Source organism: Glutamicibacter uratoxydans (assembly GCF_050753455.1).
GTDB lineage: Bacteria > Actinomycetota > Actinomycetes > Actinomycetales > Micrococcaceae > Glutamicibacter > Glutamicibacter uratoxydans_A.
Genome location: NZ_CP192736.1, coordinates 1731739 through 1747752, shown reverse-complemented (window position 1 = coordinate 1747752; position 16014 = coordinate 1731739). Strand labels below are relative to the sequence as shown.

At 56.0% G+C, this 16014-nt stretch carries 17 protein-coding genes and 1 pseudogene; 9 read left to right on the top strand and 9 right to left on the bottom strand.

What is annotated here, in order from left to right; translation table 11 throughout:
• The first annotated feature begins 6 nt into the window (after nt 1-6).
• The gene (locus tag ACQQZ8_RS07975; protein WP_431709311.1) at nt 7-789 is read left to right on the top strand and encodes a GntR family transcriptional regulator; all 783 of its coding nucleotides are present in this window, start codon (nt 7-9) and stop codon (nt 787-789) included.
• Between the two features lie 14 nt (nt 790-803).
• Here ACQQZ8_RS07975 and ACQQZ8_RS07970 read toward each other — a convergent pair.
• The 6 genes and pseudogenes from ACQQZ8_RS07970 to ctaE form a co-directional block, all read right to left on the bottom strand.
• Nucleotides 804-1505 (bottom strand): annotated as a pseudogene (locus ACQQZ8_RS07970) (NAD-dependent deacylase).
• Nucleotides 1506-1581: 76 nt separating this feature from the next.
• On the bottom strand, nt 1582-1749 hold the full coding sequence (locus ACQQZ8_RS07965; protein ID WP_431709310.1) for a hypothetical protein: 168 nt from the start codon (nt 1747-1749) through the stop codon (nt 1582-1584).
• A 404-nt stretch (nt 1750-2153) separates the two neighbouring features.
• Nucleotides 2154-3818 carry a cytochrome bc1 complex cytochrome b subunit gene (gene qcrB, locus ACQQZ8_RS07960; RefSeq protein WP_431709309.1) on the bottom strand — a complete coding sequence of 555 codons (1665 nt, stop codon included), beginning with the start codon at nt 3816-3818 and terminating at the stop codon, nt 2154-2156.
• Between the two features lie 2 nt (nt 3819-3820).
• Nucleotides 3821-4870: a cytochrome bc1 complex Rieske iron-sulfur subunit gene (gene qcrA / locus ACQQZ8_RS07955; protein WP_431709308.1), complete on the bottom strand. Its 1050-nt coding sequence runs from the start codon at nt 4868-4870 to the stop codon at nt 3821-3823.
• 69 nt (nt 4871-4939) lie between these two features.
• A complete protein-coding gene (gene qcrC / locus ACQQZ8_RS07950; RefSeq protein WP_431709307.1) occupies nt 4940-5731 on the bottom strand; it encodes a cytochrome bc1 complex diheme cytochrome c subunit in 792 nt (263 codons plus the stop codon).
• Nucleotides 5732-5806: 75 nt separating this feature from the next.
• Complete coding sequence (gene ctaE / locus ACQQZ8_RS07945; protein ID WP_431709306.1) at nt 5807-6445, bottom strand: aa3-type cytochrome oxidase subunit III; 639 nt, start codon at nt 6443-6445, stop codon at nt 5807-5809.
• A 288-nt stretch (nt 6446-6733) separates the two neighbouring features.
• On the opposite strand from ctaE, the gene trpD reads away from it, so the two are divergent.
• Nucleotides 6734-7807, top strand: a complete 1074-nt coding sequence (gene trpD, locus ACQQZ8_RS07940) for an anthranilate phosphoribosyltransferase (RefSeq protein WP_431709305.1) — start codon at nt 6734-6736, stop codon at nt 7805-7807.
• 86 nt (nt 7808-7893) lie between these two features.
• Here the strand turns inward: trpD and ACQQZ8_RS07935 are convergent, their stop codons facing one another.
• On the bottom strand, nt 7894-8175 hold the full coding sequence (locus tag ACQQZ8_RS07935) for an Lrp/AsnC family transcriptional regulator (RefSeq protein ID WP_431709304.1): 282 nt from the start codon (nt 8173-8175) through the stop codon (nt 7894-7896).
• Nucleotides 8176-8353: 178 nt separating this feature from the next.
• Here ACQQZ8_RS07935 and ACQQZ8_RS07930 point away from each other — a divergent pair, with 178 nt between their 5' ends.
• Both ACQQZ8_RS07930 and ACQQZ8_RS07925 read left to right on the top strand, forming a co-directional pair.
• Nucleotides 8354-8938, top strand: coding sequence for a hypothetical protein (locus ACQQZ8_RS07930; RefSeq protein ID WP_431709303.1), 585 nt, complete (start codon nt 8354-8356; stop codon nt 8936-8938).
• Between the two features lie 8 nt (nt 8939-8946).
• A complete protein-coding gene (locus ACQQZ8_RS07925) occupies nt 8947-9501 on the top strand; it encodes a hypothetical protein (RefSeq protein ID WP_431709302.1) in 555 nt (184 codons plus the stop codon).
• Here ACQQZ8_RS07925 and ACQQZ8_RS07920 read toward each other — a convergent pair.
• Nucleotides 9475-9852 (bottom strand): DUF3054 domain-containing protein, encoded by a 378-nt coding sequence (locus ACQQZ8_RS07920; RefSeq protein WP_431709301.1) that lies wholly within the window; start codon nt 9850-9852, stop codon nt 9475-9477. The two genes, ACQQZ8_RS07925 and ACQQZ8_RS07920, sit on opposite strands and share 27 nt — an antisense overlap.
• A gap of 1106 nt (nt 9853-10958) precedes the next feature.
• Here ACQQZ8_RS07920 and ACQQZ8_RS07915 point away from each other — a divergent pair.
• Complete coding sequence (locus tag ACQQZ8_RS07915; protein ID WP_431709300.1) at nt 10959-11798, top strand: hypothetical protein; 840 nt, start codon at nt 10959-10961, stop codon at nt 11796-11798.
• Nucleotides 11799-12172: 374 nt separating this feature from the next.
• Here the strand turns inward: ACQQZ8_RS07915 and ACQQZ8_RS07910 are convergent, their stop codons facing one another.
• Nucleotides 12173-12535 carry an ArsR/SmtB family transcription factor gene (locus tag ACQQZ8_RS07910; RefSeq protein ID WP_431709299.1) on the bottom strand — a complete coding sequence of 121 codons (363 nt, stop codon included), beginning with the start codon at nt 12533-12535 and terminating at the stop codon, nt 12173-12175.
• 313 nt (nt 12536-12848) lie between these two features.
• Here ACQQZ8_RS07910 and zapE point away from each other — a divergent pair, with 313 nt between their 5' ends.
• The 4 genes from zapE (at nt 12849) to ACQQZ8_RS07890 (ending at nt 15980) form a co-directional block, all read left to right on the top strand.
• Nucleotides 12849-13904, top strand: coding sequence for a cell division protein ZapE (gene zapE / locus ACQQZ8_RS07905; protein ID WP_431709298.1), 1056 nt, complete (start codon nt 12849-12851; stop codon nt 13902-13904).
• A 14-nt stretch (nt 13905-13918) separates the two neighbouring features.
• Nucleotides 13919-14560: a peptide deformylase gene (locus tag ACQQZ8_RS07900; RefSeq protein WP_431709297.1), complete on the top strand. Its 642-nt coding sequence runs from the start codon at nt 13919-13921 to the stop codon at nt 14558-14560.
• A complete protein-coding gene (locus ACQQZ8_RS07895) occupies nt 14560-15393 on the top strand; it encodes a methyltransferase domain-containing protein (RefSeq protein WP_431709296.1) in 834 nt (277 codons plus the stop codon). Before ACQQZ8_RS07900 ends, ACQQZ8_RS07895 begins: the two co-directional genes overlap by 1 nt.
• A 116-nt stretch (nt 15394-15509) precedes the next feature.
• A complete protein-coding gene (locus ACQQZ8_RS07890) occupies nt 15510-15980 on the top strand; it encodes an NfeD family protein (RefSeq protein WP_431709295.1) in 471 nt (156 codons plus the stop codon).
• Nucleotides 15981-16014: the final 34 nt, after the last annotated feature.

The following is a 16014-nucleotide window of genomic DNA, read 5'->3' as shown; positions in this document are numbered from 1 at the left end:
CCCACCGTGCGCCACGCACCGACCCCGGCCGTCACGGCTACCTTGGATCCGCAGAGTTCTGAAAGTAAGTACCGGCAGATTCGTCAGATACTGAAAACCCATGCTCGGGAGGCCTGTGAGCCCGGCTATAAGCTTCCTCCCGAGCGAGACCTAGCCGAACACTTCGGGGTGGCCCGCAAGACCCTGCGTCAGGCCATTGACGCGCTGGTCGATGAGCAAGTGCTCAAACGCGTGGTGGGGATCGGCACCTTTGTGGTGCCGGAGAAGATGGACCTTCGGGTACGTCTGCATTCCTATTCGGAAGATATGATGCGGCGCGGTATGGTGCCCGATGCCCGGGTGCTGGAGTTCGATGAGATCAAAGCCTCCGCCCATCTGGCCGCCCAGTTGATGGTGGAGGAGGGGACCTACGTGGTTCGCTTCAAGCGCCTGCTCTTGGCCGATGGTACACCCATGAGTTTGGATGAAAACTATATGCCGGCAGACCTCGTCCCCGGCTTCGTCGATGGCCCGGCACCGTCCAAGCTCTATCAGACCCTCCACGAACGCTATGGCATCTTGCTGGAATGGGGCGAGGACCAGGTGGAAAGTACCGCTGCTACGGTAGCTCAAGCACACCTGTTGGGTGTGGATGCCGGCTTCCCACTGCTCCAAATCACCCGCTATGCCTATATCGGTGAACGGCTTGCTGACTATTCGGTCTCGCTGTACCGTTCGGATCGCTATAAGCTCTTCGTGCCATTACAGCGGTTAGGAACCCGCACTCCGAGGTATTCCACCTCGATATAAGTCATATCCTGTGCTCAGCTCCTGCTACGCTCCCGTTTGAGCGCCTGAACAAGTTCCGGTAGTGCGGTTGCGGCAGTGGATTGCCAGAACAGATCCACCGAGCGAGTAAATTCGCTGCTCGCGGGAGATATTTCCAGGATTGGTATCCCTCGCTGCATGGCAAGGCGTGGGAGGGAAGCGGCCGGTTGGACTACTCCGGAGGTGCCGATAATGATGACGGCATCCGCTTCCAGCATCGCCTGCTCTGAACGTTCCCAAGTTTCTCCGTCCAGTCCCTCACCGAACCACACAATATCCGGTCGGATCACATTGCTGCAGGTAGGGCACTTCGGGGGCGTAAGACGTTCGTGTTGTTGTGATGGGAATTCAATGATCTTGCGCTACGGCCGGTGACAGATCGTGCACCGAAATTTAAAGAGGCTGCCGTGCAGATGGGTGACTTCCCTCGACCCTCCTCGTTCGTGGAGATCGTCGATGTTCTGGGTGGTCACATGTACCCACTTCATTTCGGGAATCGCGCTGAGCTCGGCCACGGCACGATGTCCTGCATTGGGTGTGGCTTGGGCGGCGCGTCCTGCCCGCCAGAGATACCACGCCCACATCGGTTCGGGATCTTTGGACCAGGCAGAAATACTGGCCATGGCCTGAGGGTCAACATTCTCCCAGATACCTGTTTGGGCATCACGATAGGTCTCCAGACCGGATTCAGCACTCATCCCGGCACCGGTGAATATCTCAATTTTGCGTGCGTCTCGGAGCAACGCAAGAGCCTCAACTAGCATGCTTCCGACCCTAGCCGAAGTCGCTGAGACCGACCAACCCAATGCCACCGAGTGCCGCCTCTGGGCGAGCAGCCAATTGCTCATCCTGGGAGAACCCGAAGCTACCGAAAACACAAAGGAATCGGGGGAGCACCATGCCGCAGCTTGCTAGGCTGCGCCCTAACGCTACTAGCGACATCAGGAGCGGCTCCATAGGCCAGTTGGCCCTACGCTGCCCAATCACGAAGCGCTGGGGCGACACAGAGCTGGACAATGGCGTGTTCTAGGGCCTGCTAGGTATTTCCTTTGGTAGTGCTCTGTTCAGGGCTTTCATGTTCCGTACACACCGCACTGAAGCGGATCCCAGGGGAGTAGCTTGCTGGCCGTAGCTTGCTGGCCATGGCCGGCTGCGGGGGAGAACGTTGCCGGGAAGCAGACAAGTTTTTCAACACGAACCTGTGATTGTGATGCCGCTAGGCACTCATGCGCTCCGGCAAGGACCGGTGCGTGGCTCGGAGCCGCAAAGGCTTTGGGGGTTAAGAAAAGCGTGGGACCCGCTGGTTGCGGATCCCACGCTTTTGGTGTGACTACTGCGTGTCGAGCTTACTTCTCGATTGAATCGCTGTCGTTGGCACCTTCGACCTCATGGTGGCCGTGAGCTGCTTCCAGTTCCTTTGGAGTAACTGGAGCGACACGATCTTCGAAGAACAGCTTCGAGAACTTCGCGCGGCGCTTCTCCTTGCGGGTAATGTGCCCTGCAGCATCCGGCTGAGCCGGGATGTACAGGCGATCCTCGAAGTTGGTCAGCAGGTAGCGACGGTAAACATCGATATCCTCGTGCTTCTCCGAGAAGCCACCCTCAGGCGACATCTGGATGGTACCGGTCTCGCGGCCGTGCAGCACGATCTCGCGATCCTTGCGCTGCAGCGACAGGCAGATACGGCGGGTGACGAAGAAGGCGACGAACGGGCCAATGATGAACAGTACGCGCAACCAGTAGGTGACGTCGTTCAGCGAGACCAAGAAGTGCGTTGCGATCAAGTCCGAGGAAGCAGCGGCCCACATGGTGCAGTACCAGACCACACCGGCCATACCAACAGCGGTACGGAATGGAGCGTTGCGTGGACGGTCAAGCACATGGTGCTCGCGATCGTCCTTGGTCACCCAGCGTTCAATCCATGGCCACGCGAACATGATGGTGAACAGGATACCGGCAGGAACCAGAGCTGGCAGTAGCACTGCCAGGTTCAGGGTGTTATCTCCCCATGGGAATGGGATTACCCATTCAAACGGGAAGTTGCCGATGAAGCCAGGCATCAAACGCAGCGCGCCGTCGACGAACCCGATATACCAGTCCGGCTGGGTACCGGCTGAAACCGGTGATGGGTCATATGGACCGTAGTTCCAGATTGCGTTGATCTGGAAGAAGCCGGAGATGAAGGCCACGATGCCGAAGATGATGAAGAAGAATCCACCAGCCTTTGCAGCGTAGACCGGGCCAACAGGGAAACCGACAACATTGTCGTTGCGGCGACCTGGACCTGGGTACTGGGTGTGCTTGTGGGTCACAACCATGAACAAGTGAATCACGATCATCAGGATGATCATGGCCGGCACGATCATGATGTGCAGCGAGTAGAGACGCGGGATCACGTGGATACCCGGGAATTCTCCACCGAAGAAGAACATCGAGATGTAGGTACCGACGATTGGGATCGCCTTGATCACGCCATCGATAATGCGCAGACCGTTACCGGAAAGCAGATCATCGGGCAGCGAGTAACCGGTGAAGCCAGCGGCCAGAGCCAGAATCAGCAGCACGCCACCGACGACCCAGTTCAGTTCACGTGGGCGGCGGAAAGCGCCCGTGAAGAAGACGCGCAGCATGTGTACCGACACCGAGGCGACGAACAGCAGTGCGGACCAGTGGTGTACCTGACGCATGAACAGACCACCACGGACATCAAAGGAGATATCCATGGTCGACTGCATTGCCACCGACATGCCAATACCCTTCAACGGAACATAGGAACCGTTGTAGGTGATGTGGGTCATCGATGGATCGAAGAAGAAAGTCAGGAAGGTACCTGAGAGCAGCAACAGTACGAAGGTGTACAGTGCCACTTCACCGAACATGAAGGACCAGTGGTCAGGGAAGATCTTACGACCGAATTCCTTGACCATGGCCGAACCGCCAACGCGTGAGTCCACGAAGTTGGCAATGCGACCGGTGCCTGTCTTTGGAGTGTATTCAGTAGTGCTCGACATGATTAACCACGCTCCCAGTAACTTGGGCCAACTGGCTCCTGGAAGTCGCTGCGAGCTACTAGGTAGCCCTCATCGTCAACCATGATTGGCAGCTGTGGCAATGCGTGACCGGCAGGACCGAAAACAACCTTGCATTCCTGTGCCAGGTCGAAAGTCGACTGGTGGCATGGGCACAGCAGGTGGTGGGTGTGCTGTTCGTACAGCGCGATCGGGCAGCCCACGTGGGTGCAGATCTTGGAGTAGGCGACGATGCCGTCTACGTGCCAGTCCTCGCGACCCTCGGAGATCTTCATATCGGCAGGGTTCATGCGCATAACCAAGACAACAGCCTTGGCCTTTTCGTTGAGCATGTTCTCTGCTTCGTTCAAACCCTCAGGAATAACGTGAACAGCGTTACCGATCTGAATATCGGCGGCCTTGATCGGAGTACCCGATGGGTCGCGGGTCAACCGGACACCGGTGTCCCACATGGTATGACGAAGCTGGTCTACCATCTGGCTTGCGGTCTTACCGCTACGCTCCAGATCGCGGAACATGAAGATCGCTGGGATTGGAGCCACAGCGATGGCTGCAATCAGGGTGTTGCGGATCAGCGGACGACGCTTGATCCCCGACTCTTCGACAATAGTGTCGATGATTTCCACGGCATCCTGGCGGTCCTCTTCCGACCGGATTTCGTGGCGTTCCTCAACGAGCTCATGGTCCGGCATCAGGGTTTTGGCCCAGTGAACGATGCCAACACCGATGCCCAACATCGCGAAGGTGGTTCCCAAACCAAGAACCGCGTTCTGCACGCGCAGTTCAGCGAAGGTCATATCGCCGAGGTGACCCAGGACGAAGTAGGCCACGAAGAACAGCGCGGTACCGATGATGGAGATAATGAATAGCAGCGCTACTTGACGCTCGTGTCGCTTGGCTTGACGCGGATCGCTATCAGCGATGCGCGGACGGTGCGGTGGTAGACCCGGATCCGGGAACCGATCCTGAGCCACATCGTCAGCCTTAGCAACGGTGCCCGAGTCCTCGGGACTGCCGTGACTATGGTTGCCCATGTTGTCTCTCATCCTTCTCTCAAGAATTTAATGTACGTAGTGATGGTTACGGCAAAAGCCGTAGGCGTCTTAGGAAGGACGCGAGGTCAACCAAACGGCAAACCCGATGATGATGCCCAGGCCGGCGGTCCAAACGAACAGACCTTCAGCCACTGGACCAAGACCACCAAGGGAAGCGCCACCGGCGGTGCCGTTAGCTTCGATGGTCTTCAGGAAGGTGATCACGTCACGCTTCTCTTCAGGGGTGATGTTCGAATCGTTGAACACAGGCATGTTCTGCGGACCGGTAACCATTGCTTCGTAAATGTGCTTTTCGGATACACCGTGCAGGGTTGGGGCGAACTTGCCGCGGGTCAACGCACCACCGGAAGCGGCAGCGTTGTGGCACATGGCGCAGTTCACGCGGAAGACGGTACCGCCATGGGCAGCGTCACCCTTGCTGGTATCCAGCCATTCCTCGTCCGGGATGCTTGGTCCGGCGCCTAGGCTAGCCACGTATGCCGAGAGCTGGGAGATCTGCTCGTCGTCGAACTGTACAGGCTTCAGCTGAGCCTGTGGGCCCTGCATCTGCATCGGCATACGGCCGGTGCCAACCTGGAAGTCAACCGATGCCGCGCCAACGCCAATCAGCGATGGTCCGGCAGGGGAGCCTTCAGCGTTAATGCCGTGGCAGGTCGCGCAGTTCGCAACGAACAGCTTCTGACCTTCCTCGATATCTGCGGCCGAAGCGGTCGTGGTAGCCGCCTTTGCTTCATTGATGCTGCCAGCTGCCGTGTACAGGCTGCCGGTGATCAGCAGACCGAACAAGAGCAGGGCCACAGCGGCGAGCGGGTGGCGGCGCTTTTTCGAAAGAGCCTTCACTTGCTGGTTCCTCACTTATTTTCTTGGTGTGGTGTTGCCCTACTTCTATGGAGGCAACCGGTGATTGTTAGTTGCCTACTTCAGGAAGTAGATGATCGCGAAGAGTGCGATCCACACGACGTCAACGAAGTGCCAGTAGTAAGACACCACGATGCCGCCAGTCGCTTCGAAGTGACCAAAACGCTTGGCCAGCATCGCGCGGCTGATAATCAGCAGGAACGCAATCAGACCGCCGATCACGTGCAGGCCGTGGAAGCCTGTCGTGATGTAGAAGGCCGAAGCGTAGGAGTTGGAATTCATAGCGACACCCTCGTTAACGAGGATGACGTATTCATATGCCTGCACTGCCACGAAGATCGATCCCATAATGAAAGTCAGGACGAACCACTCAATCATTCCCCATGACTTAAAGTTCAGCAGGCCGCCGGTACGGCGGGCCTTGAACTCTTCGGCACGGAAAACACCGAGCTGGCAGGTAAACGAGCTGGCAACAAGAATGAGCGTGTTGGTCAGCGCGAATGGCACGTTGAGTTTGGCAGTTTCAGTCGCCCAGAGCTCTGGCGCCGCGGCGCGCAGGCTGAAGTACATAGCGAAGAGGGCGGCGAAGAACATGAGCTCGCTGGAGAGCCACACCATCGTTCCCACCGACGCCATGTTGGGGCGGTTCGGTGCACTTGGCACCGGTGTATTTGGGGCATGAGTCGCAGTTGTCACACTGTCATTATGTCTCTAAAAGCCCCGAAGTTACCAATGCAAATGGCACGTGACAATGGTTTTTTGCGCCACATCTTCGCCACATCCCCGGAAACTCGCGGAAGTAGGGAATAAACTGTTTCTACAATTTGTAGAGCCGTGTCGCGCGAGTTGCCGTAACCCGAGGTTTACGCAACGTTTTAATGACCTATTTATCGCCGGTTTTTCGCTGTTTTAGCTGCTTTTGATGTGACTCATGCGACGCAACGAAGTGGCAGGTGCGGCCAGCAAATCGCTAGGCTTACACACGTGTCAACGACCCAGACTTCCCAAAAGTTCCCCACCTGGCCCAATCTTCTGGCCACGCTCATCAGCGGCAAGGATTTGCAGCGTGATGATGCCGCGTGGGCGATGAATGAAATGATGAGCGGCAATGCCTCGGACGTGCAGATCGCCGGCTTCCTCGTCGCGTTGCGCTCCAAGGGCGAAACCGTGGCCGAATTAACCGGTCTCGTCGACTCTATGGTCAACAACGCCCGGAAGATTCGCATCGAAGGACAAACCCTGGACATTGTAGGAACCGGGGGAGACCGACAGAACACGGTCAACATCTCGACCATGGCTACTTTGGTCTGTTCTGGTGCCGACGTCTCAATAGTTAAGCATGGCAACCGAGCCTCTTCTTCGGCATCCGGCTCGGCCGATGTTCTTGAAGCTCTGGGCGTTCACTTAGATGTACCAGTGGAGCGCCTTGTGCAGGTCTACGAGGAGTCCGGGATTGCCTTTTGTTTCGCGAACCTCTTCCACCCTTCGATGCGGCATGTGGCTGTGGCCCGACGCGAATTGCGCATCCCTACGGCGTTCAACTTCCTGGGTCCCTTGACCAACCCGGCGCTCCCTAGCGCCTCGGCCATCGGTTGCTCGGATCTGCGCATGGCGCCGATTATGGCTGGCGTTCTGGCTAGCCGCGGAAGCCGCGGGCTGGTTTTCCGCGGGGAAGACGGCCTTGATGAGCTGACAACGACCACTTCTAACCGAGTGTGGGAAGTGCGCAACGGAGAAGTGCACGAATTCAGCTTCGACTGCACCGAGGTTGGGATCGGGCACACCACCCTAGAACAACTCCGCGGGGCAGATGCAGTACATAACGCTGACGTTGTACGCGAGGTACTGGCCGGGAAGCCAGGTCCGATCCGAGATACCGTGGTTCTCAATGCGGCCGCTGGCATGGTGGCCTACGACGAGCAAGCTTCGGGCAGTTTTAGCGAGCGCGTGGCCGCTGCCATCAAGCGTGCGGAGCAGTCCATTGATTCCGGTGCGGCCACTGAGGCACTGCAACGCTGGGCAGATGCTAATCAACGGGCACACGTCCAAGTCAATTAAGCCCCGATAAACCACGAAAGACGCCGTTCTCCTGCTTAGCTGCAGCAGAACGGCGTCTTTCGTGAAGTGAGAATTTCCGGCTGGAGTTAGCCGTCGAGACCCAATGAGAAAGCTGCTTCCAGATCATGGCTGGAGTAGGCGCGGAAAGCGATCTGGGTCTGGGTCTGACGTACCCCGGGAACTTTGGATAGCTCGTTTGGAATAATCGTGGCCAGATCCTCATGACGACGCACACGCGCGATGGCAATCAGATCCCAGTCACCCGCGACCGAATAAACCTCGCTAATGCCCTCAATTTCGGAGATTTTCTGGGCACATTCCGGAATGCTGTCCGTGGCGGTCTGAATCATGACAAAAGCGGTAACCATGAGTGCCTCTCTATGAGTCTTGCGGCCAGTCCATGGCCCAATTGGTGCGTCTACTGTGAGTCTAGTGCACTGTTCGTCACAACGTCGCTCCGATGGCGTCATTATCGACTTGGTACGTTTCAAAAATAACAATGTCTGCAAGTTGTAGTATCAAATACAAGTCTATATAATTGTATCCATGATTGTTTTGACCGTAGATCAACGTCGTTCACGCAAAAATGAGGACAAGGTTGAGAACTTGATTCAGCGGGCTAATTCTACGGTGGGACCGGTGCGCCCCTTCCAACGAACCGCCGGGGATGAAGTCCAAGGCGTACTAGATCATGCCGGGGAAGCCGTGCACCTTGCGGTCATGCTGGCTGCTTCGGGAGATTGGAGCGTCGGTTTGGGCTTCGGCGCGGTCGAAGAGCCCTTGCCCGAAGAGACCCGCGCCGGCCGCGGACCAGCTTTCGAATACGCCCGAGATGCAGTGGAACGCGCCAAACGGGCTCCAGGAAATATTGCGGTGGCCGCAGCGGTCGCCGACGCCGAGAGGTTGGAAGCCGAACTACAGCTCACCGCAAGTATTGTTGCCAAGCGACGAGCCACCTCTTGGGAAGCCGGCCTACTGATGGATCAGGGAATGACCCAGACACAAGTGGCCGAACAGTTAGGTATTTCCCAGCAAGCAGTTTCGATGCGCTTGGCCTCCAGCCTGTGGTTCGAAACCAATAGGATGATGCTGGAAGCAGCTAAAGCGTTGGATAAGTTACTGGACACCTAGGAGCAGCAATGGATTGGATTGCGTGGAGCCTACTGATCGTCTCTTCGGGTTTTGCCGCCAGCACTCTATTGCTACGTCCAGCAAAGAAGCCCACCAAGCCGCGAAAGCTGTTAACGCTCGCTTCGCTACTAACGGCGGTCGCCGCCGCACTGCTTGGCAGCATTGCCGCTACGAACGAAAACTCCGGCAACATCCCGCTTCTGCTGATCATTGTTGTCTCGGTGATTTTCGCCATCACTAGCGGTAGCGCCTACACCGAGCTCATTTTTCATCTGGCCGCTAATCAGCAGGCTAAGTCAGCTGAGGCACAGGGGGAGGCATCACCCCTGCGCGGGGGACTGTGGATCGGATTGCTGGAACGCGCAGCGATCGCGAGCACCCTCTGGGCTTCCTGGCCAGAGGGTGTCGCTGTGGTCTTGGCGATCAAGGGTCTTGGACGTTTCTCCGAACTAAAGAATCACCGCGCGGCAGAACAGTTCATTCTCGGAACATTTTCCAGTGCGCTGTGTGCTTGCGCTGCCTACGGGATCGGGCTGCTACTGAGCCACGGAGCGGCGGGCTAGCAACATCGTTATCACCCGGCGTCCGACCAAGAACAGGCCAAGTACCAGCGCGGTGACGATAATAAACGGTACCGCCGCGGTCGCCCCGAAACCGATGCGCAATGAGAGGCCAACAGCAACGGTGCCAAACCAAATCAATAAGCCGGTTGGCCAAATTCGGTTGATGGTAACCCACGGCCGAGAAATCAAGACCATGATCAGGTACGCGATCACAAAGGGTCCTGCGGTTTGAATGATTCCCATAGGGGAGAGCGCGTGCTCATGTTCGCTCCGGCCTAAGATCGCAAAAATTACGATGAGAACTACATCAATCGCGAGCCACAGTGGCCACAAGCGTACTTTTTCAGTCATGTGTCAATCTTAGGCAATATCCGAGATGAGCCGCTCAACGATGAGCATTTCGCGCATCACATAGCTGTGCCATAAGTCATGATCAGTGCACTGCTGACATTCCACAGCCACACCCTGTCAATCTCTACTCGGCAAAATCTGCTCTGGATAAAGATCCTCGCAGAGCACTCAGTTGTCGGTTATCTGCTGAGCTTCAATGCCTGGCACGCCAACCGGGTTTCGGATGCGATCTTAGTATCTAAAAATGCACTGGGGATCATGACGCCTAAGGCGGGGGGAGCAGGTCATTGGCAAGAGAGCCACTGAGTTGGTTCTACCCCTCACAAGAGCGTCTCACCTCGGCGCACTCACTCTAACTTCCGAGGGTGCATTTATCCCCGTCGATGATCAGTTTCATCGATGATGCATCTTGGGTGAGCTCGCTTGAAACTTCGCATACCTCTAGTATTTCAACCGTCGTCCAGCCTATGGGTAAGCCTTCTACCTGATAAGAGGATGCCGCAGAAAGTTGGTGTGAAACCAAAGTGTCTCCCGCGTCATCGAGAATCGTTACCCCAAGGTCTTCGTACTCCAGCCCCGCGGGCATATCCTGAATTTCGATTTCACTCTGCCTGTCGGTCCACTTGCCGCACAACCGGCCAAGGCGCTGACCATAACTATCGCGGCGGCCGCTAACTGGGGACTTCTTCGTATCATCTAAGAATCCTTACAATCATTTGCTCTAGCAGCTGGAGATTTCGCACGCTAATTTCGAGAACGCAATAGCTGATCCGCGACCACCGCTCCGGACAGTAAGGCCAGAGCTATCCGGTGACTGATAGTTCGCGATCTCGCATCAATTACCGTTGGTCTGGGTTATGCCACGCAAGTGAAGTCCGCCAGACTGCAGTATGCTCAGCCCAATAACGCAAGTCATCACGTAATCCATCAATGCGCATAGGGGAGTGGCGATGCCAGAAAAGTTTGTTGCTTTGAGGGAGTCCGCCCAAGCCCTGTGGTTGCGCTCTCTGAAGGCGGAACCCTTCGGGACTATCTTGTCTGTTGTACCCCGGGGATTTGAAGCGTACGCAAGAGTCTTTCATCCCGTTGAACGCGACCGGCCCCGGGTGAACAATTCGTGGCATGGAATCGAGGAGTCACGTGTTTTTGAATCCGCCGATGTTCTCGAAGACGCACTGGAGACGGAGATGGTTTCCTGGACTACCGTGGCCACTGCCTTTGGCACGATCATGCATCCCGAGGCCCAATTCGCTCGACTTTTGAAACGCGACTACGGTGAGACCGCCCAGGTCATCGCCGAAGACGGCTGGAGGTATGCAGATTCTATCGAGGGAAACTTAGATACCGACTCATTAGCTACGCTGTGCCAGGTGCTGAGTAAACATACCGAAACACCTAACGCTGCAGTCATTGCCATCTGGGAAGGCTGGGATTCACCGCTGAACACTGGGGGAGTCATGTACTTCGAAGAAAGGATGCCCGCTAGGTACCGCGACGACATTGTCCAATGTGCTGACGGGCCACCGGCCTTTAACGGCGTTGAAGTATCCGAACCTCTGAGCCTGGTCACGCCTGGAACAGCGGATGAAAACTTGAATCAGGGTTTCGACTCCGATATCGCCTCTGCGCCGGTCCCGGCACGACTTGAGCTACACGCCGGCACAGGTCGCAACTATCTGCTGTTCCACGCAGCTGTGAGCGACTTCACCGATGTTTCATGGCCTGAACATGCACCATGGATCTTCGACCCAAGCTGGCCACAATCACCTAACATCCTTTGGCCTTCTGACCGGTCTTGGGTGATGGCCACCGAGATCGACTATGACTCCACACTGATTGCTGGATCCCTGTCGCTGGTGCGGGAATTGATGGAGACACCGGGGCTGGAGGTCCACCAAATTCACCCAGATGCCGACTTGTCGAGCAACGGAGACCGGATTAACTGAATCATTCCAAAATGGGACGACTCATGAGCTACCAGACAAAGGCGTTCTGGTCGCACTGTTGTGGTCTTCAATGCGGTACGCATGGTTGTTCGCAGGTATTCCTGTACGGGGTTCGTAGTAAACGCTGCGATCATTGGCACGAACAAACGGTGTGAGATCGAAACTGGGTGAGATCCAAGGAGAGGTTGGCACTACTGCACAAAAAGCTGACCTGAAGAGCAAAACGGGGACACCCCAGAAAACCACTACTTTACATAATGTGGATTATCGGCTCTTTATTATCCTTCGAGGAAGGGGCTGAAATGAGAGCTTTTCCCGCAAAGAAAACTGCCAAAGCAAAGTCTCCCAAACCATCTGAAACACGCGTCGGTAGTTTACTCAGCCAGTTCGTTGCTCTCCGCGCCACGTGCCTCCAAACGTAGCGCCGCATACTCCAAGGTCTGCGCAATAAATCGTTTGAGGTTCTCGTCAGTCATTTCGTACACAACGTGCCGACCGACCTTACGTGACTGCAACACACCTTTGGCGCGCAATGGTGACAAAAGTTGACTGGCCACCGACGGGCTAACTCCAACAAACTGGGACAACTCCGAAATTGTATGCTCCGCGGTGGATAAAGCCGAGAGCATTTGTAGCCGTGCCGGATCGGCCAAAGTCTTTAGGACCGTCATGGCCATATCAAGCTGCTCATTCGAGATGATCTCATCGCGAAATTCGGCGGTCACATGCTCCGGCATGACTTTCGTCCTCCCATCGGCCCAGGGCTGAGTGGATTCGGTTCACAAGGAACTGCGCAGCCCTTCAGGTGTACCCATTATGGGTGGCAACGCCGACTTTGGCGAGGGCGGGACAGCTGGAATCTTTATTCTCCGTAACCCGGATCAAGTAGCGACACTCCCCTGTAGCATCTCCCAAATTCTTCCTTATTACGGGTTTGACTTGGTATTTTATGTTCAATAGTGACCTTTTCTGCAGCTTTTTAACGCTTGGAATCACGCCTCTTGCAGTCGCTAAATTTGTGAGGGTATTTTTCACTGGCAAACTTGAGGCATGACATCCTTGGTTCCTTCTGTGTTCCTGCCCCGGAATCATCCCATCAAACGGCTGCATCGCATGCAGCTGGACTTGCAGGCTCGGGGAGTTACCGCCGATGAACCACAAGAACGTCTACTCTGGGAACTTGCCCAGCTCGGCTCCCCCAAATCCAACACCCCAACCATTCGTGGATGCTATATTTACGGACCTCCGGGGAGAGGCAAATCGCTGCTGCTGGATACATTCGCTGCCATTTTAGATTCGGCAAGCTCGGCCCGATACCACTTTCATGAGTTCTTTCATGAAGTTCAGCAGGCCGGAGCGAGTGAAGAAGATTCCGCGGCCATGGGGTCGGTCTTTATGCGCGGATTAACCAGCAAACTTCAAGGCATTAGAATATTGTGCTTCGATGAATTTCATTGCGTCGAACCCGGGGACGCAATGTTTATGGCCAGACTGGTTAGCTACTGTCAGGAACATGAAGTCACCCTGATCACCACCTCGAACTATGCGCCGGAACAGCTGCTCGATGACCCGTATTTCCACCATCTCATCGAACCGACCATCGCCAAGATCCGTGCTGACTTTACCGTTTTCCCGCTCGATAACCAGCTGGACTACCGCAGGACTGAGATCAGTGCGGCAGCACGAAGCGGTTTCCGGGCCGGGAAGCTACTGATCGACGCGACTCCCCCGATGCAGAAGGTTTCGGCTTCTTCTCTGAGAGTCGGGTACGACAACTTAGCTCCGGTGTACATTCACGGTGAGCACCTTCAGATCAGCTATCAGCTATTGTGCCAAACGCGACGCAATACCCGCGATTACCTTGAGTTGGCGCGGAAATTTAACCGATGGAGCATCGTAGGAATTCCACGCAGTGATAATCTTCCAATGGACGAAGAACGACGCTTCGCCAACCTCTTGGATATCCTTTATGACCGTGACGTTCACGTTGACCTGTACTGCCGCGATGAACTTTCGACGCTGGGCCACCAGATACCACTCACCGAAGCCGAACGACTCAGCTCACGGCTCGCGCAACTAGTCAAACCAACTTTTGATCGAGGGTAGGAAATACTAGGACCATGGACTACCAACAACTGACTGCCGAACAGATTGCCGCATTGGTCGAAAATGTACTGGACCAAGCCGTTGACGATGTCGTTCCGATCGTGCAGCTGGGTCACCCCGCGTTACGTCAACGTGCCCTGACCTACACCGGGCAGCTCTCCCCCGAACTACTAGACCGCCTCTTCACGGTGATGCGTGCAACGATGTATGCCGCGCCCGGAGTGGGCTTAGCCGCGGTGCAAATTGGTATCCCCCTAGCGCTGGCAGTCCTCGAGGATCAGTACGAGCTCACCGAGGAAGCCGCCACGGTGCGCGAACGAGAACCCTTGGAATACGTCGAGTTCATCAATCCGCGCTACACCGCGCAAGGCAGCGCCCAAGCTGCCTTCTACGAGGGTTGCCTGTCTTTTGCTGGTTTCCAAGGAGTCGTTTCCCGCGCGGTGACCGTCAAAGCTGCCTACCAAAATCGGGAAGGCGAGAAGATCCAGCGCGACTTCCGCGGCTGGCAGGCTCGGATCGTGCAACACGAAATCGATCACTTGGCCGGTTGCGTGTATATCGATAAAGCCGAGACGCGGTCGCTAATCTCGCAGCAAGAAGCCGAACGGTATCCGGGATTCGACGTGGAACAAGCCCGAACATTGCTGGGATTCTAATGCTTGCTAGTTCATTGCTCTGCCCCCACTGCCAGCAGCAACTAGAGTTTGCTACTGCGCAACGCAAAACACTCAGCTGCCACCAGGGTCACCGCTTTGATGCCGCGAAACAGGGGTACTACAACTTCCTGACCGGCAAAGGAACGAACTTTACCGAGGACACTGCGGCCATGGTTGCTGCGCGTGCGGAGTTTCAAACGCGTGGCCACTACCAGCCACTAGCCACCGCGATTACCCAAGCCGCTAGCCAAGGCGCAGTAAACCCCACCCGTATCCTTGATGCTGGGGCTGGAACCGGGTACTACCTGAGCGAGCTAGTCGAGAATTTGGGCGTCCCAGACACCGAGGCTGTGGCCTTGGATATTTCGCGCTACGCCATGCGCCGGGCGGCCAAGGTGCAACACACCACCGCCATAGTCTGGGATGTCTGGCGCACCTTGCCAAGCGCGGATGCCTCCCGCGATCTAGTGCTCAATTGTTTCGCCCCACACAACCCCAAAGAATTTCGTCGGGTATTAGCTCCCGGGGGGCTTTGCCTCGTGGTCACAGCGTTGCCTGATCATCTGCAGCAGGTGCGCGAGCCGTTAGGAATGTTAGGCATTGCCGAGGCCAAGCAAGATCAACTGATCGCTCGATTTGGCGACCACGACTTGCGTCTGGACAATGTGCAGGAATTACGTTTCGACATGTCGCTAGATCCGCAGGATCTGTTTAATCTAGCCTTCATGGGACCGGCTGGGCATCATCTAGATCCAGATGAGCTGCGTCATCGCGTGAACAGAATAGGCACACAAGAAGTACGTGCGGCCTTCGGTATTTATTCATTCGTTTAGGCTGAAGGAAATATCCGCCTAATTGACTACCGACATTCTGCGTCCGTTACGGCAGAATAGAACCAAGGTAGCCAGTTATTGGGGCTGGTCATTCTCGCGATCGAAGGTATGAAGCATTGAGTACAGCCGAATGGGTTTTGGAAAATGCCTGGGTCATCTGGCTTGCAGCATTTCTCCTCCTTGCCATCATTGAGATGCTCTCGTTGGATCTCTACTTCATCATGCTCGGCGTCGGCAGCTTAGGTGGCCTGACGGTGGCTTTGGCCGATGGGCCGGGCTGGTTACAGGTGGTGGTCTTCTGCCTGCTCTCACTGGCCATGATCTTCTTGGTCCGGCCGATCGCCATGAAACATTTGCGCCGCTCCCCCGAAGGGTATCGCACCAATATTGAACGTCTGATAGGTAAAGACGCTCTGGTGTTGGAGCCGGTCTCGCGGGTCTCGGGTAGCGCGAAGATCGCTGGTGAAGTGTGGACTGCACGGACCGATAGCAGTCAACCGGCCATGGATCCGGGCACCTACGCGGTAGTGAGCCGCATCGACGGGGCCACGGCCTTCCTGAAGTTACCTACCGAGAATAATCAGTAGAAGTTTGGCACTAGTTTTCACTCGCATTACACAC

What these genes read in the sequence shown, in the direction of transcription:
- ACQQZ8_RS07895 (WP_431709296.1), top strand. Translation starts at nt 14,560, where the DNA reads ATGCTTGCTAGTTCATTGCTCTGCCCCCACTGCCAGCAGCAACTAGAG.
- ACQQZ8_RS07965 (WP_431709310.1), bottom strand. Translation starts at nt 1,749, where the DNA reads ATGTCGCTAGTAGCGTTAGGGCGCAGCCTAGCAAGCTGCGGCATGGTG.
- qcrB (WP_431709309.1), bottom strand. Translation starts at nt 3,818, where the DNA reads ATGTCGAGCACTACTGAATACACTCCAAAGACAGGCACCGGTCGCATT.
- ACQQZ8_RS07920 (WP_431709301.1), bottom strand. Translation starts at nt 9,852, where the DNA reads ATGACTGAAAAAGTACGCTTGTGGCCACTGTGGCTCGCGATTGATGTA.
- ACQQZ8_RS07930 (WP_431709303.1), top strand. Translation starts at nt 8,354, where the DNA reads ATGATTGTTTTGACCGTAGATCAACGTCGTTCACGCAAAAATGAGGAC.
- ACQQZ8_RS07900 (WP_431709297.1), top strand. Translation starts at nt 13,919, where the DNA reads ATGGACTACCAACAACTGACTGCCGAACAGATTGCCGCATTGGTCGAA.
- zapE (WP_431709298.1), top strand. Translation starts at nt 12,849, where the DNA reads ATGACATCCTTGGTTCCTTCTGTGTTCCTGCCCCGGAATCATCCCATC.
- qcrA (WP_431709308.1), bottom strand. Translation starts at nt 4,870, where the DNA reads ATGGGCAACCATAGTCACGGCAGTCCCGAGGACTCGGGCACCGTTGCT.
- ACQQZ8_RS07925 (WP_431709302.1), top strand. Translation starts at nt 8,947, where the DNA reads ATGGATTGGATTGCGTGGAGCCTACTGATCGTCTCTTCGGGTTTTGCC.
- ACQQZ8_RS07910 (WP_431709299.1), bottom strand. Translation starts at nt 12,535, where the DNA reads ATGCCGGAGCATGTGACCGCCGAATTTCGCGATGAGATCATCTCGAAT.
- ACQQZ8_RS07935 (WP_431709304.1), bottom strand. Translation starts at nt 8,175, where the DNA reads ATGGTTACCGCTTTTGTCATGATTCAGACCGCCACGGACAGCATTCCG.